General features: G+C 73.5%; 17 protein-coding genes. 10 read left to right on the forward strand and 7 right to left on the reverse strand.

Annotated elements, in window-relative coordinates; translation table 11 throughout:
- Positions 1–40: 40 nt before the first annotated feature.
- The 4 genes from HGB44_RS22000 to HGB44_RS22015 form a co-directional block, all read right to left on the reverse strand.
- Positions 41–1,270 carry a phosphotransferase gene (locus tag HGB44_RS22000; protein WP_061082787.1) on the reverse strand — a complete coding sequence of 410 codons (1,230 nt, stop codon included), beginning with the start codon at positions 1,268–1,270 and terminating at the stop codon, positions 41–43.
- The gene (locus HGB44_RS22005) at positions 1,267–2,694 is read right to left on the reverse strand and encodes a ligase (protein WP_061082786.1); all 1,428 of its coding nucleotides are present in this window, start codon (positions 2,692–2,694) and stop codon (positions 1,267–1,269) included. Before HGB44_RS22005 ends, HGB44_RS22000 begins: the two co-directional genes overlap by 4 nt.
- Positions 2,694–5,174: a lipopolysaccharide biosynthesis protein gene (locus HGB44_RS22010; protein WP_061082785.1), complete on the reverse strand. Its 2,481-nt coding sequence runs from the start codon at positions 5,172–5,174 to the stop codon at positions 2,694–2,696. Before HGB44_RS22010 ends, HGB44_RS22005 begins: the two co-directional genes overlap by 1 nt.
- Before the next feature lie 241 nt (positions 5,175–5,415).
- Positions 5,416–5,808: a hypothetical protein gene (locus tag HGB44_RS22015; RefSeq protein ID WP_061082784.1), complete on the reverse strand. Its 393-nt coding sequence runs from the start codon at positions 5,806–5,808 to the stop codon at positions 5,416–5,418.
- A 444-nt stretch (positions 5,809–6,252) separates the two neighbouring features.
- On the opposite strand from HGB44_RS22015, the gene purN reads away from it, so the two are divergent.
- From purN to HGB44_RS22030, 3 genes are read left to right on the forward strand one after another with little or no spacing between them, the layout of a single operon-like run.
- A complete protein-coding gene (purN, locus tag HGB44_RS22020; protein WP_061082783.1) occupies positions 6,253–6,888 on the forward strand; it encodes a phosphoribosylglycinamide formyltransferase in 636 nt (211 codons plus the stop codon).
- A complete protein-coding gene (gene purH / locus HGB44_RS22025; protein WP_061082782.1) occupies positions 6,885–8,453 on the forward strand; it encodes a bifunctional phosphoribosylaminoimidazolecarboxamide formyltransferase/IMP cyclohydrolase in 1,569 nt (522 codons plus the stop codon). The genes purN and purH overlap by 4 nt, the downstream gene beginning before the upstream one ends.
- A gap of 16 nt (positions 8,454–8,469) precedes the next feature.
- Positions 8,470–9,327: a bifunctional methylenetetrahydrofolate dehydrogenase/methenyltetrahydrofolate cyclohydrolase gene (locus HGB44_RS22030; protein WP_061082781.1), complete on the forward strand. Its 858-nt coding sequence runs from the start codon at positions 8,470–8,472 to the stop codon at positions 9,325–9,327.
- A gap of 254 nt (positions 9,328–9,581) precedes the next feature.
- On the opposite strand, the gene HGB44_RS22035 is transcribed toward HGB44_RS22030, so the two are convergent.
- Positions 9,582–10,187, reverse strand: coding sequence for an FHA domain-containing protein (locus HGB44_RS22035; protein WP_061082780.1), 606 nt, complete (start codon positions 10,185–10,187; stop codon positions 9,582–9,584).
- A gap of 525 nt (positions 10,188–10,712) precedes the next feature.
- On the opposite strand from HGB44_RS22035, the gene HGB44_RS22040 reads away from it, so the two are divergent.
- The 4 genes from HGB44_RS22040 (at position 10,713) to HGB44_RS22055 (ending at position 14,088) form a co-directional block, all read left to right on the forward strand.
- Positions 10,713–11,189, forward strand: coding sequence for a DUF3017 domain-containing protein (locus HGB44_RS22040; protein ID WP_061082779.1), 477 nt, complete (start codon positions 10,713–10,715; stop codon positions 11,187–11,189).
- Between the two features lie 182 nt (positions 11,190–11,371).
- The gene (locus HGB44_RS22045) at positions 11,372–12,589 is read left to right on the forward strand and encodes an NADP-dependent isocitrate dehydrogenase (RefSeq protein ID WP_017564068.1); all 1,218 of its coding nucleotides are present in this window, start codon (positions 11,372–11,374) and stop codon (positions 12,587–12,589) included.
- Between the two features lie 609 nt (positions 12,590–13,198).
- On the forward strand, positions 13,199–13,594 hold the full coding sequence (locus tag HGB44_RS22050; protein WP_061082778.1) for a metalloregulator ArsR/SmtB family transcription factor: 396 nt from the start codon (positions 13,199–13,201) through the stop codon (positions 13,592–13,594).
- Positions 13,591–14,088 (forward strand): SRPBCC family protein, encoded by a 498-nt coding sequence (locus tag HGB44_RS22055; protein ID WP_061082777.1) that lies wholly within the window; start codon positions 13,591–13,593, stop codon positions 14,086–14,088. Before HGB44_RS22050 ends, HGB44_RS22055 begins: the two co-directional genes overlap by 4 nt.
- Before the next feature lie 51 nt (positions 14,089–14,139).
- Here HGB44_RS22055 and HGB44_RS22060 read toward each other — a convergent pair whose 3' ends face one another.
- Together HGB44_RS22060 and HGB44_RS22065 are read right to left on the reverse strand one after the other, a co-directional pair.
- Positions 14,140–15,453, reverse strand: coding sequence for an LCP family protein (locus HGB44_RS22060; protein ID WP_061082794.1), 1,314 nt, complete (start codon positions 15,451–15,453; stop codon positions 14,140–14,142).
- Positions 15,454–15,720: 267 nt separating this feature from the next.
- On the reverse strand, positions 15,721–16,842 hold the full coding sequence (locus tag HGB44_RS22065) for a galactokinase family protein (RefSeq protein ID WP_061082776.1): 1,122 nt from the start codon (positions 16,840–16,842) through the stop codon (positions 15,721–15,723).
- A gap of 204 nt (positions 16,843–17,046) precedes the next feature.
- Here HGB44_RS22065 and HGB44_RS22070 point away from each other — a divergent pair, with 204 nt between their 5' ends.
- From HGB44_RS22070 to HGB44_RS22080, 3 genes are all read left to right on the forward strand, one after another.
- Positions 17,047–18,159 (forward strand): YihY/virulence factor BrkB family protein, encoded by a 1,113-nt coding sequence (locus HGB44_RS22070; protein ID WP_061082775.1) that lies wholly within the window; start codon positions 17,047–17,049, stop codon positions 18,157–18,159.
- Positions 18,160–18,341: 182 nt separating this feature from the next.
- Positions 18,342–19,514, forward strand: coding sequence for a glutamate--cysteine ligase (locus tag HGB44_RS22075; protein ID WP_061082774.1), 1,173 nt, complete (start codon positions 18,342–18,344; stop codon positions 19,512–19,514).
- A 25-nt stretch (positions 19,515–19,539) separates the two neighbouring features.
- Positions 19,540–20,778: a M20 family metallopeptidase gene (locus HGB44_RS22080; RefSeq protein ID WP_061082773.1), complete on the forward strand. Its 1,239-nt coding sequence runs from the start codon at positions 19,540–19,542 to the stop codon at positions 20,776–20,778.
- The last annotated feature ends 93 nt before the right edge of the window (positions 20,779–20,871 follow it).

Consider the following 20,871-nt stretch of genomic DNA (forward strand, 5'->3'; position numbering starts at 1 on the left):
CCGTCCGGACCTGTCGGGGCGTTCGGACGCGGCGGGCCGTTCAGACCTGGCGGGCCTCGCGGGCCTCGTGGGCCGCCCTCTCCTGGAGCCCCTCCAGCGCCGGCAGCAGCCAGTCGTCCACGGCCGCGAGGTGGCCGCCGCTCTCGTCCTGCCGGTCGTGCAGGTACCGGGTGGCCAGGTCGATCAGGTACAGCGCCATCACGGTGGACACCGTGTGGGGGCTCACCCCGGTCTCGGACATCAGCGGGTCGCGCAGCAGCCGCGACCCGCTCTCCAACCACCGGTGCACGCCCGGGTGGACCCCGGCCTGCACGCACTCGTTGAGGTCGTAGTGCAGGGCGTCGAAGCCCGCGGGCGCGTCCATGGCGAGCCGCTCCCAGTCCCACACGAACGCGCGCCGGGCGGTGCTGGCGATGTTCCACCTGGTCAGGTCGCCGTGCCAGGCGCCGAACGGCACGTACACATCGGGCAGGCGGCGCAGCGCGGCGCGCAGCGGCGCCACCTCGGGGCGCGTGCCCAGTGTCACGATCCGCTCCTCCAGCGACCGCCGGTAGGGGCTGTCGGAGAGCCTTCGGCGCCGCACCCTGGACAGCCCGACGATCTGCGTCACGCACCTCAGCAGTTGGCGCCGGGTGGGTCGGTCGGTCTGGACGCCGACCGGCAGCGCCTCCTGCACCAGCAGCGGGTGGCCGTTCCACTCGCCCTCGTGCATCAGCCGGGGAACGGTCACGTCCGGCAGACGGGCCTCGGCCAGCTGGCGCAGGGCCCGCGTCTCGGCGCGCACCAGGCGCGAGGTCAGGTCGTTGACGGCCACCTTGGCGTAGCCGATCGTGCGACCGCCGGGCGTGAGCAGCAGGAGCACGGGCTTGCGGTTGGCCCGGGGCGGGCCCACGTGGATGGCGACGGCCAGCTCGCGGTCCAGCGCCGACGTGAGCGCGTGTTCGATGCCCGGACCGGCCCCCACGTAGAGCCGGTCGCGCAGCAGGAGCGGGGCCAGCCCGGTGGCGAACGCCCCGGTCAGCAGCAGCGTGCGCGCCCGCTCCCGGAACGAGTGCCCCTGGGAGAAGGACGTGATGCCCCGGGTGGCCGCCGACCGGTCGTGGGCGGGCAGGATCACCCGGGGGTTCTGCGCGTTGGGAACCGGAAGGTACTGGGTGCCCCGGTCGCGGCGGACCAGCCGCCGCATACCGCGGTCGCCGGGGCCGAGCAGCCCGCCGCACGGCCACAGCACCGCGGCGAGGTCGGTCAGGTAGGTCGTCTCGCTGTTCACCAAAGACCCCCGCGGGTGCGCGCGGTCCGCCGCCGCAGCACCGGTTCCTCGCCCCGCCACAGCAGGGCGACGGCGACCATGGTGACGGCCAGCGGGGACATCAGCGCGACGTAGAAGAACATGTACCAGAACAGCAGCAGCACGGTCAGCAGCGCGCCCCGCCCCTCCAGCGAGGACGCGCGGCGGTAGCGCCACACGACGTGTGCGAAGAAGGCCAACATGAGACCGGTGCCCACCCAGCCGCCGGCGATCAGCGTCATCCACAGCTGACCCGCGTTGCCGATGACGTGCTGGCCGCAGCCGGGGCACTCGGCGGTGGGGCCGACCGCGATCGAGTCCGAGCTGCCCAGGCTCTCGCGGGTGGTGCCCCATCCCGTGACCGGGGACAGCAGGGCGGCCTCCACGGACGCCGCGTTGGTGGCGGCCCGGCCGTCGTCGCTGTGCGGGTTGTCGAGCCTGGACCGCACCACGTCGGCGAGCGGTGAGGCGGCCAGTGCCAGAAGCACCACCAGGCACGCGGCGGCGCAGGCGCTCACCAGGACCACCCGGCCGCGGCGCAGCGCCACCAGCGCCGCGAAGGCCGCGGACAGCGCCAGTCCCGCCCACAGGGCCCGATTGAGCGAGTACACGGCGGGGACCACGGCCAGCGCGGCGGCGGCCAGGGCGCCCCAGCGCACCCAGCCCGAACCCTGCACCACCCAGCTCACCACCAGCCACACCAGCAGCAGGGAGAGCATGTAACCCCAGATGTTGGTGTACTCCCAGGGTGCCTTCGGGCGGGCCGACTCGTACCCGAAGATGTCCATGACCTGCGCGGACGCCGGGTGGACGAGGGTCTGCATGTAGGGGTCGGAGGCGAGGGCCCCGGGGAGCAGGTACTCCGCCGGGGCCGTGAACTCGAACCGGGGCGCGAGCATGCCCAGGTAGCCGCCCGCGATCGTGGCCAGGCACAGCACCGCCAGCGCGCCCGCGACCGCGCGCGTGGGCAGCTCGCGCTCGGAGAGGTTGCCGACGTAGAGCATCAGGACCGTCAGCACCAGGTAGTTGACCGCCCGGAGCACGGCGCCGCCGTATCCGCCGCTGCCCGGCACGGTGCCGGGCATCTCCAGCTGGACCAGGCACAGGCCCAGAAGCGTCCACAGCAGGAACAGCGCCCACAGCCAGAACCCCGGCGGGACCCGCAGCCCCGTGGTCCGGTGGCGGCGCACCAGTTCGGCGGCCATCGGGACCGCGAACAGCCAGTACGCGAACTGCCCCAGGCCCAGCGCCCACCACAGCGGGTACCCGGCCAGCAGCCAGAGCAGCGGCCGACCGGCGACGGGGGAGTGCCCGCCCGCCGGGAGCGGGTCCCCGAGGCCCCCGACGGCGGGGCCCACCGCCCCGGAGGCCGGCCGGGGAACGCGGGCGGACGTGCTCCAGGCCATCAGTTCCGGGTCCCCGGGGCGGTGTCCGGGGAGGCGGGGTCCTCGGTGGCCCCGCTCGTCCGGGAGTCCTCGGTCTCCTCGGCGGCGAAGGCCACGAGGGCCTCGGTGGCCTCGGCGCCGCTGACGGTCGCCTCGGGGGCGTGGGACTCCTGCGCCTCAGCGGTCCGGGCCAGCCCGAAGGCCATCTCCGCCTCCGAGGCCGTGTCCGGGACCGCGGCGGCGCTGGTCTCGCCGCTCCCGTCGGTCCGGTCGGCTCCGTCCGTGCCAGCCGGGTCCGCGCCGACCGTGCCCGGGGCCGCGGTGTCCTCCGCCGCCCGGCCGGTCCCGGTGGTCTCCGAGGCAGGGGAGCCTTCGGCGCCCTCGGGGGACACCGGAACCTGGGTGGCGCCGTCGCCGCCCAGCACACGGGGAACCTCCAGACCCGCGGGTATCCCACCGTCGAGGGGAGACTCCACGTCATCCGAGGGCTCCGCCGGATCCTCCGCGGCCTCCGCCCGCCGGGGACCGGGCACCCCGGGCACCCCCTCCGCCTCCCTGGGCGCCGGAGGCCGGGCCGTCCCACCGCGCACCTCCGCCCCCGTGGTCCCGGCAGCGGCGGGCAGTTCGCTGACGATGCCGGTCAGCGTGATCCCCGCACCGGCGCGGCCCTTCGCGGTCCCGGCCGGCCCCTCGGCCTTCCCGGTCGCCGCACCCTCCTCGTCCGTCACGGTCTTCTCGGCCGCTTCGTCCCTCCCCGGCGCGCGACCGGCTCCGGCGAGTCCTTCCTCCCCGTCCACTCCGGCGGCGGACGGCGACGCCAGCGGCGCGGGCCCGGCCAGGGGTTGGCGGGGCAGGACGGCCGTGCCCGGAAGGGGGACCCCGAACCGGTCGGCGAGGACGAGCAGCCCCCTCAGCTCGGTGCGGCGCGTGCGCCCCAGCTCGACCACCGGCAGCATCAGGTCGGCCGAACCGGCCAGCGCGTGCGCGTCGGCGCGCTCGCTCACCGGTGCCACCGCCACCACCACGTACTCCGCCCCCGCACGCAGCAGCCGCACCAGCTCCGGCATCGCGGTGCCCTGCACCGGCGCGTCCAGACCCGGCGACCCGTACCGCAGGACCCGCAGGCGGGGCAGCACGTCGGGCCGCACCTCCAGGCCGGCGGGGTCCTCGCCCTCCAGCAGCGCCTCGGCCAGGCCGGGGCCCTCCGGCAGTCCCAGCAGCTCCCCGACGGTGTCGGCGCGGGGGTCGGCGCACACCAGCAGCGTCTCCGAGCCCGTGCGGGCCAGCGACGCGGCCAGGTTCACCGCGGTCGCCGCGCCCGCGCGGCCCGGGGTGGTCGCGGTGACGAGAAGGACGCGTCCGAGGACCGCCTCCTCGCCTTCGAGGAGCTCGGCCAGCCCGCCCCCTCGCTCGGCGCCGCCCGCTCCCGCGGCTCTTCCGGCGCGGTCGATCACTCCGGTCCCACCCGATCCGGTTCCGGTCAGCCCGGCACCCTCCGGGGGCTGGTCGGCCGCCGCGGGAACGGGGCCCGGGGCCAGACGGGCGCGCACCAGGTGCGCGAGCTCGTTGACCCGCTGGCCGCGCCGGTCACCGTCCGACAGCAGCCCGGGGGAGCGCTGGCCGCGCCCGACCCGCTCGGACAGGTCGAGCAGTACCGGCACCGTCCCGATCCGCCCGGTCTCCTCGGCGTCGTGCAGCCTCGGGTCGAGGCGGTCGCGGACCACGGCCGCCAGCAGTCCCGCCAGCAGACCGAGCGCGGCGCCGCCGACCAGCCACAGGGCGGGCAGCGGGCTGCTCGCGCGCTCGGGGAGCCCTGCCGGGGTGATGACCCTCCCGGCCTCGACCGTCTCCGCCAGGGCGCTGAGCGGGCTGATGCCGTTGCCCAGCTCGGTGATCTCCGCGCGCAGCGCCTCGACCCGCGCGTCGGTGCCGGGGTCCGCGGACTCCCCGGCGGCCTCGGCGAGGGCCTCGTAGCGGGCCTCCTGCTCCCCGCGCAGCGCCTCCAGGTGGCTGTCGATCAGCCCGGCGATCCGCTCGCGGCGCAGTTCGAGGTAGGCGTCGGCGTAGGCCTGCGCGCCCGCCCTCGCGGCCTCGGGGCTCCCGGCCGAGTAGCTGATCTCCAGGACGCTGCTGTTGGGGGGCACGCTCACGTCCACCCGCTCGCGCAGGTCCTCCACGGAGGGCGCGGCGCCGCCCCCCTCACCCAGGGACTCGGCCGCGGCGGACGACACGCGGTCCGACAGCAGGACCTGCGCCTCGGTGTCGAGGTTGACGTCCCCGGCCAGGCGGCCGGAGCGCTCCCCGGTGAACTCGGCCATCCCGCTGGGCTGGACCTGGACTGCGGAGACGGAGGTGTAGGCGGCGGGGAGCCCGACCACCGCGGCGGCGGCCAGGGCCAGCCCGCCGAGCACGCCGGCGCCGACGAACCGCCGGCGGCGGCGCAGCAGTGCCGTGTACTCCCTCAGTTCCGGTCCGGACGGGCCGGAGGCGTCGGTGTCCATCGAGTCCTCTCCGCACAAGGGTGGTCAGCACTTTTAGTGATTGATTGCATACTAAGTGTAATCCCTTGGGGGATCTTCGAGGCATGGGTGAGCAGCCGTTTCTCGATGCGGGAAGCGACCGGAACGGCAGGGCGCGTCATGACCGAGGAGGAGCCCGGGCACGCGAAAGGGGCGGCGGGAGACCCCGCCGCCCCCTCAGGCGCCGCCGGGGGGGTGGTCGGACCCCGCGGCCGGACGTCCCCTAGCCGATGACCACCGTGGGCGGAAGGCCGGTGGAGGACTCCCACGCCTCGTCGCACTCGTTCTGGCTGGAGACCGTGTGCGCGAGGGCCGAGCAGTTCCGGTACTGCGCCATCTGCTCCTGGTACACCACGGCCACCGCGAACAGCGACAGCGACATCACGATCCCGAGCACGCCCACGACCACGCTCATCAGCGCGCCCGGCGCCTCGGTGCGGTTGGCCCGCGCGGCACGCCTCGCCCGGAAGCCCTGCACGACACCGAACACGGACAGCACGACCCCGTAGGGCGGCAGCAGCAGGCCGGCCGCCCCGAAGAACAGGCCCCACAGGCCGCCGCGTTCGGCTCTGGACGGCTGTCCCTCGGTCCGGGGCTCCGGGCTGTTGTCGGTCAAGGTTCACTCCTTATGCGCGCCCCTCTCGGGGCGCCGTGGTCGCCTCCGCTGCGCGGAGGCTACCCGTCGTCCATGGTCACGCCGGTCCGCGGGTCGCCGAGACCCCCGTCACAGGCCGGTCAACACCCACTCCCCGTGGGTAGACGCTACCTGGACCGATAGGGTGTGATCGCGGGCGGGCCCAGCGGGCGCGCCCGTCGCCCGCACGTCACCCGCCGCCACCCCCGACGGACGCCTCCGGCCCACGGACGCCCGCCAGGGGCCGCACGGCGGAGGACGGTCGGGTCACCCGCAAACCACGCTTCCGGCGCGGTCCGGCGCGCGCCGAACCCCCGGACCGGCGTACGCGAGATCCGGATGCTGCGCCGTCCCCCGGCGCCCCCGGAGGCGGGAGGCGGCTCCCGCACCGTTCTCTACACAATGGGAGAAGCATTGTCCGCGCGAGTGGTGGTCCTCATATCGGGCACGGGCAGCAACATGGCAGCCCTGCTGGACGCGGCCAGGGACCCGGCCTACGGGGCGACCGTCGTCGCCGTCGGCTCCGACCGCGAGGGGACCCGCGGCGTCGAACTGGCCGAGGAGGCCGGGGTACCCGCGTTCGTCGTCCCCTTCCGCGACTACTCCGACCGCTCGCGGTGGAACGCCGCCATGGCCGAGCGCATCCACGAGCACCGCCCCGACCTGGTGGTCTCCGCGGGCTTCATGCGCATCCTCGGCCCCGCCGTGATCGGCAGCCACCCCGCGGTCAACATCCATCCCGCGCTCCTGCCCTCCTTCCCCGGCGCGCACGCCGTGCGTGACGCGCTCGCCCACGGTGTCCGCGTCACCGGCACCACCATCCACTTCCTCGACGAGGGCGTCGACTCCGGTCCGATCATCGACCAGGTCGCGGTGCCCGTCGAGGACGACGATGACGAAGCCAGCCTCCACGAGCGCATCAAGTCCGTGGAGCGGACGATGCTGGTCGACACGGTCGGCAGGCTCGCCCGCGAGGGCTGGACCATCGACGGCAGGCACGTGCGGTTCGGCCGCACCGAGCAGCGCGTCACCGACGCGACCGACACGAAGGAGAACCGGTGACCCAGCAGGCCATCAGGCGTGCGTTGATCAGCGTCTACGACAAGACCGGTCTGGAGGAGCTGGGCATCGGCCTGGCCGAGGCCGGGGTGGAGATCGTCTCCACCGGCTCCACCGCCGCGCGGCTGCGCGCCGCCGACATCCCCGTCACCCCCGTGGAGGACGTCACCGGCTTCCCCGAGATCATGGAGGGCCGCGTCAAGACGCTGCACCCCTCCGTGCACGCCGGGCTCCTGGCCGACCGGAACAACCCCGAGCACGTCGCCAGGATCAAGGAGCTGGGCATCGCCCCCTTCGACCTGGTCGTGGTCAACCTCTACCCCTTCCAGGACACCGTCGCCTCCGGCGCCTCCGAGGCCGACTGCATCGAGAAGATCGACATCGGCGGCCCCGCCATGGTGCGCGCCTCCGCCAAGAACCACGGCAGCGTCGCGGTCGTGGTCGACCCGGGCAGCTACGACGCCGCCCTGGAGGCCGTCCGCGACGGCGGCTTCACCCTGGAGCAGCGCAAGCGCCTGGCCGGGCTCGCCTTCCAGCACACCGCCGCCTACGACGCGGCCGTCGCCGGGTGGTTCGCGGCCGACTACGCCCCCGACGAGGAGGCCGCCGAGTCGGGCTGGCCCGGCTTCCTGGGCACCGTCCACAGCCGCAGGGACGTGCTGCGCTACGGCGAGAACCCGCACCAGAAGGCGGCGCTGTACACCGTCGCGGGCGCACCGGAGACCGGCCTGGCCGGAGCCGAGCAGCTGCACGGCAAGGCGATGTCCTACAACAACTACGTGGACGCCGACGCCGCGCTGCGCGCCGCCCACGACTTCGACCAGCCGTGCGTGGCCATCATCAAGCACGCCAACCCGTGCGGGATCGCCGTCGGCGCCGACAACGCCGAGGCCCACCGCAGGGCGCACGCCTGCGACCCGGTGTCGGCCTTCGGCGGCGTCATCGCCACCAACCGCCCCGTCGGCGAGGAGCTGGCCGGACAGATCGCGGAGATCTTCACCGAGGTCGTCGTCGCCCCCGCCTTCGAGCCCGCGGCCGTGGAGGTCCTCAGCCGCAAGAAGAACATCCGCCTGCTCGTGGCGGACGGCTCCGGCTTCGGCGCGGGCGTGGAGCACCGCCAGATCAGCGGCGGCCTGCTGGTGCAGTCGCGCGACGCGATCGACGCCCCCGGTGACGACCCCTCCACCTGGACCCTGGCCACCGGTGAGCCCGCCGACGAGGCCACCCTGGCCGACCTGGCCTTCGCCTGGAAGGCCGTGCGCGCGGTCAAGTCCAACGCCATCCTCCTGGCCTCCGACGGCGCCACCGTGGGCGTGGGCATGGGCCAGGTCAACCGCGTGGACTCCGCCCGCCTGGCGGTCACGCGCGCGGGCGAGAGGGTGACCGGATCCGTGGCGGCCAGCGACGCCTTCTTCCCCTTCCCCGACGGTCTGGAGATCCTCACCGAGGCGGGGGTCCGCGCCGTCGTCCAGCCCGGCGGCTCGGTCCGCGACGAGGAGGTCGTGGCCGCGGCCAAGGCGGCCGGGGTGACCATGTACCTCACCGGGACCCGGCACTTCTTCCACTGAGCGAGGAGACACACGCATGAGCGCGATCGTTCTGGACGGCAAGGCCGTCGCGAAGTCCATCCGTGAGGAGCTCTCCGAGCGGGTGGCGAAGCTGCACGACCGCGGCGTCACCCCCGGGCTGGGCACCGTCCTGGTCGGCGACGACCCGGGCAGCCACTCCTACGTGCGCGGCAAGCACCGCGACTGCGCGCAGGTGGGCATCGCCAGCATCCGCCGCGACCTGCCCGCCGACGCCACCCAGGAACAGGTGGAGCAGGCCGTCCACGAGCTCAACGCCGACCCGGCCTGCACCGGCTACATCGTGCAGCTCCCGCTGCCGAGGGGCCTGGACGAGAACCGCGTGCTGGGCCTGATCGACCCGGTCAAGGACGCGGACGGCCTCCAGCCCTCCAACCTCGGCAGGCTGGTGCTGATGCAGGAGGCGCCGCTGCCGTGCACCCCGCGCGGCATCGTGGAGCTGCTCACCCGCTACGACGTGCCGATCCGCGGCGCGGAGGTGGTCGTGGTCGGACGCGGCGTGACCGTGGGCCGCCCCCTCGGCCTGCTGCTGACCCGCCGGTCGGAGAACGCCACCGTCACCCTGTGCCACACCGGCACCCGGGACCTGGCCGAGCACACGCGCCGCGCGGACATCATCGTCGCCGGTGCCGGTGTGCCGGGGCTGATCACCAAGGACATGGTGAAGCCGGGCGCCGCCGTGCTGGACGTGGGCGTCTCGCGCACCGATTCGGGCCTGGTCGGCGACGTCGTCCCCGACGTGGCCGAGGTGGCCGGGCACCTGTCCCCGAACCCCGGCGGCGTGGGGCCGATGACCCGGGCGATGCTGCTGGTGAACGTGGTGGAGGCCGCCGAGCGGCAGGCCGCCGCCCTCTAGCCGCGCCTGTCCGGGTCCCGTCCGAGGCGGGGCCCGGACACCGGGCGGGCACGGCGGTGCCCGTGGCGGGCGGGCACGGGTCCGTCCGCCTGCGCACCGGCGGTCCGCCCGGGGCCGGACCTCCCGCCGCCCGCGGGCGCGCGGTCCGCGCCCGGAACGGCTCCGGCGTCACTCGCGGGCCGAAGCCGCTCACGCCGGGTAGTCGGCCCCGGCCCGACCGTTGGCGGAGGCCCCTCCGGTGGGACCGGGAACGCTCAGCTGGCCTTGCGGGCGGGGCCGCCCATCGGCATCGGCCGCACCAGGCCCAGCGCCACGACCTCGTTGGCCAGCCGCGTCCTGCGGTTCTGCCCCTCGGGGATGCGGAACTTCTGGTACAGCCGCAACAGGTGCTGTTTGACCGCCGCCTCGGTGACCACCAGCGCCTCGGCGATGTCCCGGGCGGTGGCGGGGGCGACGAAGGCCTCCTCCGACAGCGCGGGCTGGCACAGCGCGGTCAGCACGTCCAGTTCCCGGCGGGTGAGCTCGGGGGCGGCGCCGCGGCGCAGCTCGATGTCGGGGCTGATCTGCTCCTTGGGGAGCCCGCCGACCCGGCAGCGCGCGGTGCCGAAGCTCACCACGTCGCCCTCCTCCAGGACCCGGCGGGCGATGGGGCGGCCGTTCACGCGCGTCCCGTTGCGCGACAGGCCCAGGTCCACCACGTAGACGTAGGGGCCGCGGCGGACCAGTTCGGCGTGCAGCTGGGAGACGCTCGGATCGTTCAGCCTGATGTCGGCGCCCTCCCCGCGGCCGACCGTGGTGACCTCACCGGCGAGCTGGCGTATGTCCCCGGTCTCTTCGATGCGGAGGTAGGGCCCGTCCACGGTGGTTCCTCCCGGACTGGGGTGGCGCTGCCGGTGGGGGTGCGGACGACGGTGGTGGAGGGGAGGCTGTCGTGGGGTGACGGTTCGGTCTACGCGTGGAGTGGGCTTCATGGGGGTGGTCCTCGCTCACCGGTGCACTCATCTCCACCTTGGTTACCCGGGCGGTAAGCGTTCTACGCGCTTACTCCGGAGTTAGACGGATAAGGCGTGCAAATACGGCTCTGTGGCCGAACCGGAAGCGAGAAACGGTCACGGGCTGTTGGGGCCGGGGTGAGTCCGTTTCCGTGAGCCCTGAGGAGTCGGCGATGCGGAACACTACAATGGGCGCTGTCTCTCCCGGACGGGAAGCCTCGCTTCCCGCGCGGCGCCGCCGAAACCCTCATGAGCGTGAGCCTCCGGAGCGGTGTTCGGTTTTCGGACAGCCAGTCCTCGACGGATGGCCGGTCCGTGCCAGTTCCCGGGAGAAGACCGTGAACGAGCCGCGAGGCGGCCAAGCACATTCGTAACCGAACGGGTCGGGACGCGGTGGACAAGGCGGGGCAGGCGGATTTGGCGGACGCGGACGAGGGCGCGCCCGGTGCGAGGGCACCAGGCGAGGCGGCCCGCGGCGGGCGGGTCCCCGCGGGGGACCCACCGGACGGGGACGGCCCCGACGGGCCGGAGCCCGGCGGCTCCGGACGGGACTCCGGGGAGGTCGCGCGGGGGCCGGCCGCGGAGGAGGAGGGGCCCGAGGTGCCGTACTGGCTCTCACAGGTGCCCTACTTCCTGGTCATGTCGGCGCTCGCGGCGGGGATCGTGGTCGTGGCCGCGGCCTACTTCAAGCGCGGACCGGCGATCATCGCGGGCGCCCTGCTGCTGGCGGCGACCTTCCGGGTGCTCCTGCCCCGGGACTGGGTCGGCATGCTCGCCGTGCGCCGCCGGTGGATCGACCTGCTCACCCTGAGCACCCTCGCGGTCCTGCTGATCGTGCTGGCATGGGTGGCGCCGCAACTGTCCGCCTAGGCGTCGAATAAGCTTGACGTCGAGATACCGCGACACCGAGAAGCCACCGCCTCCCCGGGGAGCACGGACCCCGGGCGGGATCGGTGGACCGCCGGGTGCGCGGGCCGGCGCCGGCCACGAGCCGGACGCGGGTCCGCGACGCACGAGGCGGCAGCGAAGACTGAAGGGACAGCCACACAGCCATGGCCAAGATCAAGGTCGAGAACCCCGTAGTCGAGCTCGACGGCGACGAGATGACCAGGATCATCTGGTCCTTCATCAAGGACCGTCTGATCCTCCCCTACCTCGACGTCGACCTGAAGTACTACGACCTGGGCATCGAGGAGCGCGACCGCACCGACGACCAGATCACCGTCGACGCGGCCAACGCCATCAAGGAGCACGGCGTCGGCGTCAAGTGCGCCACCATCACCCCGGACGAGGCCCGGGTCGAGGAGTTCGGCCTCAAGAAGATGTGGCGGTCGCCCAACGGCACCATCCGCAACATCCTCGGCGGCGTCGTCTTCCGCGAGCCCATCATCTGCGAGAACGTGCCCCGCCTGGTCCCGGGCTGGACCAAGCCGATCATCATCGGCCGCCACGCCCACGGCGACCAGTACAAGGCCACCGACTTCAAGGTGCCCGGCCCCGGCACGGTCACCATGACCTACACCCCGGCCGACGGCAGCGAGCCGGTCGAGTTCGACATCGCGAACTTCCCCGAGGCGGGCGGCGTCGCGATGGGCATGTACAACTTCCGCAAGTCCATCGAGGACTTCGCGCGCGCGAGCCTGAACTACGGCCTGGACCGCAACTACCCGGTCTACATGTCCACCAAGAACACGATCCTCAAGGCCTACGACGGCATGTTCAAGGACGTGTTCCAGGAGGTCTTCGAGAGCGAGTTCAAGGACCGCTTCGACTCCGCGGGCCTGACCTACGAGCACCGCCTCATCGACGACATGGTCGCCGCCGCGCTCAAGTGGGAGGGCGGCTACGTCTGGGCCTGCAAGAACTACGACGGTGACGTGCAGTCCGACACCGTCGCCCAGGGCTTCGGCTCCCTCGGCCTGATGACCTCCGTCCTGCGTACCGCGGACGGCCGCACGGTCGAGGCCGAGGCCGCCCACGGCACGGTGACCCGCCACTACCGCCAGCACCAGCAGGGCAAGCCCACCTCCACCAACCCGATCGCCTCCATCTTCGCGTGGACCCGCGGCCTGGAGCACCGGGGCAAGCTCGACAACACCCCCAAGGTCGTCGAGTTCGCCAACACCCTGGAGGACGTCGTCATCAAGACCGTCGAGGGCGGCCAGATGACCAAGGACCTCGCGCTGCTCGTCGGCGGCGACCAGGAGTTCCTGACCACCGAGCAGTTCCTCGCCGCTCTGGACGAGAACCTCGCCAAGCGCCTGGCCTGAGCCCCTGCGCTCCGCCCGTGCGGCGGTGCGCGGGGCCGGGCGGGGCCCGGACGGTCCTGATCCCGACCGTCCGGGTGAGACCTCGGTCACGCCCGGTCGCCCCCGAGGGGCGGCCGGGCTTCGCCGTGTCCGGGGTGGGGCGCGATCCGCCTCCGAGCGGGTCCGGTTGTCGCAAACGCGGTGTTCGCGGGGTTCTGGGCCCGCGATCGGCCAAAGTTTCCCGGCGTGTTTCCCGTGTTCGGCGTACATACGCGCGTCCGCGGTGGGAGGATGGCAACGCCGGACCACCGCAGAGGCCCGAGGGTGCGACATAGGCCACGTGCACAGGATTCGCACCTTAAGCGAGCTTTGACCTATTGTGGAGACGTGCCGGTGAGAACCGGCAGGCCAGAGCGGGTTTCGGCTCCTCTGCCACTATGACCGACGTGCCGGCCGTGCGCCCGCTGGGGGGTAGGCGCGCACAGTACGGAACGTCACGAAGAAGGGCCCGTCGCTTCGGCGACGGGCCCTTCGCCTTTCCCCGGCCCCCTCGCGGTCCGCGGTCCTCTCCCGCTTTCCCCCGGGGGCTTCCCCTGGTGAAAAGCGTAACCTGTGGGTTACGCTTTTGTCGTGGACGATGTGGTGAACGCGATCGCCGACCCGGTGCGCAGGAGGATCCTCGACCTGTTGCGGGAGTCCGACCTGTCCGCCGGGGAGGTCTCGGCGCACTTCGTGATCAGCCGCCCGGCGGTCAGCCGCCACCTGCGCGTCCTCAGGGAGAGCGGCCTCGTCCGCGACCGGCTCGACGGGCGCAGACGCCTCTACGGCATCCGTCCGGAGGGACTGTCCGAGCTGGGCCGGTGGATCGGTCGGTTCGCCGCACCGGATTCCGCCGAACCCGGACCCGGATCCGCGCCCGGACGCTCCGCATGGGAAGGGCGGCTCGACGCGCTGGAGACGGAGGTCCACCGGACCCGTCGGGAACGGCGCGGGCGCACGCGGGACAACCGAGAGGAGAGCGCATGAGCACAACGCCGTCCGGCCGTCTGTTCGCCGCGGGGGAGGGCAGTGAGCTGGTCCTGACCCGCGTCTTCCGCGCCCCGGCGGACGACGTCTGGCGCAGTGTCACCGAGCCGGAGCGCACCGCCCGCTGGTTCGGCCCCTGGGAGGGCGAGGCGGGCCCGGGACGCACAGTGAGGCTGCAGATGGCCTACGAGGAGGGGCAACCCTGGTGTGACGTGCGCATCGAGGTGTGCGAGCCGCCGCACCGCCTCGCCGTCTCGATGGAGGACGGGGAGGGCCGCTGGGCCATGGAGCTGAGGCTCGCCGAGACCGGCGGGACCACCACGCTGACGCTCACGCACCTTCTCGCCCCCGACGCCCCGGTGGGTGAGGTCGGGCCCGGCTGGGAGTACTACCTCGACATGCTCGCGGCCTCGCGCGAGGGGCGGGACCTGCCCGACTTCGACGACTACTACCCGGCGCAGAAGTCCTACTTCGAGGCGCTCGCGCAACGGTAGCGCCCGGGCTCCCGCCGGACCGGGGAGGCGGGCCCCGGTCCGGCGTCCGGCCTACTCCTGGAAGGCGCTCTCGGGGATCGGCTCCCCGGCCCGCATGGCGCCGAACATCTCCTCGGAGCGGGCCTCGTCCCAGACCACCACCGAGCCGACCCCGTCCAGCGTGGGGGTCTGGCCCACGGGGATCGCGGTGGTCTGCGTACCGCCGCGCATCGCCAGGAGCATGCTGCCCAGGTGCCGCAGGTCGTCGCCCTCGTCCACCATGAAGGTGTCGGTGCCCGCGAGCACCAGCGGGACGGACTCGAAGGGGTTGAACAGGGTGGAGGGCGCGCTGGCCGTCTGGACCAGCGCGGAGAAGAACTCGCGCTGGCGGGCGATGCGGTCCAGGTCGGCGCGCGGTGTGGCGCGGGTGCGCACGTAGCCCAGGGCGGTGCCGCCGTCCATCGTCTGGCAGCCCGCCTCGATGTCCAGCCCGGCCTTGGGGTCGACCATGGCCTCCTCGGGGCACAGTTCGACGCCGCCGACCGCGTCCACGATGTCGACGAAGCCGCCCATGCCGATCTCCACGTAGTGGTCGATGTGCACGCCCGAGGCGCGCTCGAAGGTCTCCACGAGGGGGGCGGGGCCGCCGCAGACCTCCTCGCCCGCGTCGTTCGTGCCGCACACGGCGTCGGCGAAGGCGGTGTTGATCTTGTTGTCGGCGTAGCCGGGGACGGCGAGGGGGACGTAGGAGTCGCGGGGGACGCTGACGATGGTGGGGTCGCCCTCGTCGGGGATGTAGAGCACCATGATGGTGTCGGTTCGGCGGCCCTCGGCGTAGCCGGTGGCCATCTCGTCCATCTGCTCCTCGGACAGGCCCTGACGGCTGTCGGAGCCGACGATCATGTAGGTCGTGCCGGGCTGCTCGTCCGGGCGGCCCTCGTAGTCCAGCAGGGCCTCCACCCGCTCCAGCCGCGAGTTCGCGTACACGTAGAACCCGCCGACGAAGGCCAGGGGCAGGACCAGCACCAGGACCAGCACGGTCACCGTGATGGTGGTGGCCAGCCGGCGCTTGCGCTCCTTGTGCCTGCGCTCGATGCCGCGGCCGTCGTAGACGCGCCCGGCGCTGTGGGTGCGCCGGGACCTCTGGGACTGCTGAGGCCTTTGGGACTGTTGGTGCCTCTGGGGCCGCCTCGGCCGCACCGGGGGCACGTCCTCGGCGGGCGGGAGCCGACGCGTCTCGCCGACCACCCTCTGCTCGGACTCGCGCGGGCGGTAGAGTTTCTCGAACTCGTCCGGCCTGCCAGGGGTCCCGCCGCGCCGGAACACGCCCGGTCTGTCGTGCTCGCCGGTGCGACCGGGGTCGTCCCGGTTCCGTCGGTCAGCCATCGCATCGCCCATCTGCTCAGCGTCGTGGATCCGCCTCGTCGCTTACTTCCACCCTGTGTGATCGCGAAAAGGGTAGCGGGGTTCGGCGCAATGTCCCGTTTCGGCCTCCGGGCCCCGGGGAACCGGCCGCGCGATCGCCTCCGCACGTTACCCGGGGTCCCGCGCCCGTCGAACCGGCCAGCTTCCATCGCCACAGCTCAGACCCCTTGTGTCACACCAGTAACGTGTCCGGCCCGCCCCTGACGGCCGACGCCCGGTCCGACCGGATCAGCGCAGCCGGTGGGCGCCCGCGGAGGGCACGGCGGCGCGCACGCGCGGAGGGACCCGCCCGTCGGCGCGGAACTCCCGGGCCAACGCCTCGCCGATCCCCTCCACGCGCTCCCGGGCGGCCAGGGCCAGCACGGTCCCGGCCCAGCCGGACATCCGCACCCCGCGCGCCCCTGCCCGGGCGGCGGTCTCCGCGGCCAGCTCCACCTCCGCAGTGGGCAGCCCGAAGCGGCGCAGGGACAGATGGGAGGCGGACAGGATCGGCCCGATCTCCCCGAAGCGCCCGGCGCGCAGCAGCCCCACGGCCGCGTTGAGCCGGTGCACCTCGGTCACCGCGTACTCGACCCGGCGGCGCAGCACCGGGTCCGGCAGGCTCTCCAGCGCCCCGGGCAGATCCTGGACGGCGCGCAGCGGCCCGAGCGCCCGCTGCGCGCGCTCCAGCTCGGCGGAGCGGGCCGCGCGCAGGTCGCGCCGGGGCAGTGCGCCGGTGTCCGCCACCACGAGCCGCAGCCCGGCCTCGGCGAGGTCGAACGGCAGCACGGTGGTGCGCAGGGTCCTCAGGTTCACCCGGACCGCGCACCCGGGACGGGCCGCCAGGAGCGCCCGCTGGTCGGCGGTGGCGCCCTCGGGCGGCGGACCGCCGCCCAGGTCGGCCAGGGCCAGCGCCACCGCCGCGCCCGCGGCGGCCGCGTAACCCAGCGAGGCGTGTCCGGGCAGGTCCGAGCCCAGCACCGCGCGGACTCCCGTGTCGCCGTCCAGGACGCCCGTCCGGCGAGCGTCGGCCACGGCCCCGGCCACCGCCCGCGCCGCCGCCTCCCGGGGGCGCAGCGGACCGTTCGACCCGGCCACGTGCACGCTCCGGTCCGGCGCGGGGCCCACGGCGGCCGTCACGCCCCAGGGGAGGGCGGCGTACAGCCCGACCCCCGCGCTGGCCGCGGTGTGCTCGCCCATGAGCGCCAGGCGCCCGGGTGCGTGCCACACGCCCTCGGGCGGCGTTCCGAACCGCGTGGCGAAGTTCCTGACCAGTGCGTCGGCGTCCGGCGCCTCCTCGGGCCACGGCCCCTGAGGACCCGCCGACCGCACACCCAACACGGCACGCAGCCGCGCACCCGCGCCCCCCACCGAGGCCCCCTTCTCCGGATGGACTTTCGCCCCCAAGTCTGCCCAAGGCCCGGACGTGTCCGTGATCACCCCCGGTGAAGCGCTTCGTTCCGTTACGGAGGCTTCACGGGGGAGTGCGGCACCGCTACGGTTGCGGGCCACCGGTGACCGCGGAGCCACGCGGGGTAGGACACGGGTGACACGGGAGACGGAGAGGGAGGCCGCGTGGCCGCAGCGCTGGACCGGGCCAGGGACACCGGCAGGCACTACCGGAACCTGGGCATGGACACGTACTGGGAGCTGCGGCGGCGCAGGCCCGCCGTCGACCACCTGGTCCGGGCCTACGAGCGCTACGCCGACCGCAACGGCAACCAGCTGGCCGGGGCGGTCACCTACTTCGCCTTCCTGTCCTTCTTCCCGCTGCTGGCGCTGGCCTTCGCCGCGGTCGGCTACCTGGCGGCCGTGCAGGTCGAGGTGGGCGACTACCTCCAGCAGGCTCTGGACGGCGTCCTGCCGGGCCTGTCCGGCGAACTGCCCATCGACGAGATCGCCCAGGCCCGCGTGGGCGCCGGCGTCATCGGCGCACTCGGTCTGCTCTACGCGGGCCTGAACGCGGTGTCGGCGCTGCGCGAGGCACTGCACTCCATCTGGCTGAAGAACCTCAAGGAGGGCCCCAACCCCCTCCTGCGCAAGCTGGTCGACCTGCTGGTCATGCTGGGCCTGGGCACGGCGCTGCTGCTCGCGGTGGCCTTCACCAGCGTCGCCCAGGCCGCCACGCAGTGGCTCCTCGGCCTGGTGGGCCTGGACGGCTCCCTCCTGGCCAACCTGTCCCTGCGCGCCCTGGCCCTGGCCATCGCGGTCGGCGCCAACATGGCGATCTTCGTGCTGGCGTTCGCGCTGCTGTCGGGCAGCGGGCGGCCCACGCGGATGATGTGGCGGGGCGCCCTGCTGGGCGCGGTCGGGTTCGAGGTCCTCAAGGCCGCGGCGGCGGTGCTGCTGGCCGGGACGCTCAGCAATCCCGTCTACGCGTCCTTCGCCGTCCTGGTGGGGCTGCTGGTGTGGATCAACCTCGTGATGCGCCTGGTGATGTTCAGCGCGGCGTGGACGGCCACGTGGCTGCCGATGCCGCCGCCCTACACCGGGTCCCTGCCCCTGCCGGAGGAGTACGGCATGGACTGGACCCGCCCGAACCGGGTTCCGGGGGTGTCGGCGCGGGAGGCGGCCGAGCGGGGCCGGGCCAGGCGCGCGCTGGCCGGGGCGTTGTCCCTGATGGGGGCGGCGGCCGCCGCGGGCACCGCGGCGTGGGCGCTGCGCCGCCGCGGCGCCGACCGCGGGTAGGCGTTCCGGCGGCGCGGCCGAAACAGAAATTCTTTCCATGGAATTCGCATTACGCGAGGCGATTGTCCCGTATGCGTGCGGTGCGTGGGGGGTAGTCCTCCTCTGTCCCGGTTGACCGGTTCTCCGGGGCGCGACGGTGCGACGGCCGGAGACGGTCGGCAAACACCCCCTTCGGAGGGCAGATGGGAATCGCATTCAACTCGTCCGAACGCGCGACGATCGGAGTGGAGTGGGAACTCCAGCTCGTCGACCGGCGCAGTCGGCACCTGAGGCAGGAGGCGCCCAAGCTCCTCGCCGAACTCCCCGAGCTCAGCTCCGACTCCGCCCCGCCGCTGCGCCACGAGCTCATGCAGTCCCAGGTGGAGGTCGTGACCGGGATCTGCGAGACGGTCGAGGAGGCCAGGGGGGACCTGGGCCGCAACCTCGACCGCATGAGAGAGGTCCTCACACCCTGGGGAACCACGCTGACCTGCTCGGGAACCCATCCCATCGACGACTGGCGCGACCAGGAGCTCAGCCCCGGCAAGCGCTACGGCGAGCTGGTCGAGCAGATGCAGTGGCTGGTCCGGCGCATCCTGACGTGCGGCGTCCACGTCCACGTCGGCGTGCGCGACAGGGACAAGGCCATCCCCATGGTCAACGCCCTGACGCGCTACCTGCCGCACTTTCTCGCCCTGAGCGCGTCCAGCCCGTTCTGGGGCGGACAGGACACCGGCCTGGCCTCCTCCCGGTCCGTCATCTTCGGCACGCTGCCCACCGCGGGGCCGCCTCCGAACCTTCCGCACTGGGCGGCTTTCGAGGAATACCTCGAAACGCTTCTCCGGGCAGGTACCATCGCCTCTATCAAGGAAGTGTGGTGGGACATCCGTCCGCACCCTGATTTCGGCACCATCGAGATCCGGATGTTCGACGGTATTCCCACCCTGCGCGAGGTGGGAATGGCCGCCGCGCTCTCTCAGAGCCTGGTGGAGCTGTTCGATCACCAGCTCGACCGCGGGTACGGTCTGCCCAGCCCGCCGTCCTGGGTGGTGAAGGACAACAAGTGGCGTGCCACCCGCTACGGACTCGACGCTCGTGTCATCACGGACGCGCGCGGAACCACCGTTCCGCTCCGCGACGACCTGTACGAGCTGGTCCGCGAGCTGAAACCGGTCGCGACCCGCCTGGGTTGCGCCGAGGACCTGGACCTGATCTCCGAGATCCTGGACAAGGGCGCCTCCTACGAACGTCAGCGCGCGGTCATCGCCGAGGGTGGATCCCTCGACGACGTCGTGGACATGCTCGCCGCCGAGCTCCAGGGCGGTCCTCCCACCCGCGCAAGGGTCGGTGCCGGCGACGGAGCCGGTACGCGCTGAGACGTGGAGAAGAGGGGACCCTCGCATGCAGGGACATGACCTGCCGGAACAGTTGACCGCTTTCCTGGCGCGGCACGGGCGGGAACTGAGCGGCTTCCGCCGGGACCTGCACATGCACCCCGAACTCGCCTTCGCCGAACACCGCACCACGGGGCGGATCGCCGAACGCCTGCGCGGGGTGGGCCTCGAACCGCAGGAACTGCCCCAGGGCACCGGTCTGGTCTGCGACATCGGATCCGGTACCGGTCCCCTGGTGGCCCTGCGCGCCGACATCGACGCCCTGCCGCTGACGGACGAGAAGGACGTCCCCTACCGCTCCACCGTGCCGGGGGTCGCCCACGCCTGCGGGCACGACGTGCACACCACGGTCGTGCTGGCGGCCGGGGTCTTCCTGGCGCAGCTGGAGAGGGCGGGCGCGCTGCCGGGCAGGGTCCGGCTCATCTTCCAGCCCGCCGAGGAACTCCCCGGCGGCGCCGTGGAGGTGATCAACGCCGGGGCCATGGAGGGTGTGGACCGCATCTTCGCCCTGCACTGCGACCCCCGCCTGATGGCGGGCCGGGTCGGGATGCGCACGGGCGGCATCACCGCCGCCTGCGACCAGCTCATGGTGCGCCTGTCGGGCCCGGGCGGGCACACCGCGCGTCCGCACCTGACCTCCGACCTCGTCTACGCCCTGGGCAAGGTCGTCACCGAACTGCCCGCCGCGCTGTCGCGGCGGATCGACCCCCGGGCCGGGTTCAGCCTGGTGTGGGGCAGGATCAGCGCCGGTTCCGCGCCCAACGTCATCCCCGACGACGCCGTCGCCGAGGGCACCGTGCGGTGCCTGGACGACGAGGCCTGGCACGCGGCCCCCGACATCATCAAGGGGCTGGTGGAGTCGGTGGCCTCCGCCTACGGCGCCGAGGCCGAGGTGACCTACCGGCGCGGCGTGCCGCCCACCATCAACGAGGCGACCAGCGTGGCCGTCATGCGCGAGGCCGTCGCCGCCGCCCTGGGCCCCGAGGCCGCGGCCTCCACCCCGCAGAGCCTGGGCGGGGAGGACTTCGCCTGGTACCTGGAGCACGTCCCCGGCGCGCTGGCCCGCCTGGGCACCCACTCCCCGGACTGGGACGGTCCCATGCTGGACCTGCACCGGGGCACCTTCGACGTGGACGAGCGCGCCATCGGCACGGGCACCCGCTTCATGGTGACCACCGCGCTGACGGCGCTGTGGGAGAGCTCGCGCCGCGACACCCGCGTGGACACCGAGGAGGCCATGGCCTGAGGCGGCCCGCGGAAGGCGGGGGCGGGGAGCCCCGCGCCGCCGTGAGCACGGCGGCGGACCCCAGCGCGCACGAGCGCATAGCACCGCCCGGCT

The organism is Nocardiopsis alborubida (assembly GCF_012396365.1).
Taxonomy (GTDB): domain Bacteria; phylum Actinomycetota; class Actinomycetes; order Streptosporangiales; family Streptosporangiaceae; genus Nocardiopsis; species Nocardiopsis alborubida.

What these genes read in the sequence shown, in the direction of transcription:
- HGB44_RS22055 (WP_061082777.1), top strand. Translation starts at nt 13,591, where the DNA reads ATGAGCACAACGCCGTCCGGCCGTCTGTTCGCCGCGGGGGAGGGCAGT.
- HGB44_RS22045 (WP_017564068.1), top strand. Translation starts at nt 11,372, where the DNA reads ATGGCCAAGATCAAGGTCGAGAACCCCGTAGTCGAGCTCGACGGCGAC.
- HGB44_RS22075 (WP_061082774.1), top strand. Translation starts at nt 18,342, where the DNA reads ATGGGAATCGCATTCAACTCGTCCGAACGCGCGACGATCGGAGTGGAG.
- HGB44_RS22005 (WP_061082786.1), bottom strand. Translation starts at nt 2,694, where the DNA reads ATGGCCTGGAGCACGTCCGCCCGCGTTCCCCGGCCGGCCTCCGGGGCG.
- HGB44_RS22060 (WP_061082794.1), bottom strand. Translation starts at nt 15,453, where the DNA reads ATGGCTGACCGACGGAACCGGGACGACCCCGGTCGCACCGGCGAGCAC.
- HGB44_RS22080 (WP_061082773.1), top strand. Translation starts at nt 19,540, where the DNA reads ATGCAGGGACATGACCTGCCGGAACAGTTGACCGCTTTCCTGGCGCGG.
- HGB44_RS22010 (WP_061082785.1), bottom strand. Translation starts at nt 5,174, where the DNA reads ATGGACACCGACGCCTCCGGCCCGTCCGGACCGGAACTGAGGGAGTAC.
- HGB44_RS22030 (WP_061082781.1), top strand. Translation starts at nt 8,470, where the DNA reads ATGAGCGCGATCGTTCTGGACGGCAAGGCCGTCGCGAAGTCCATCCGT.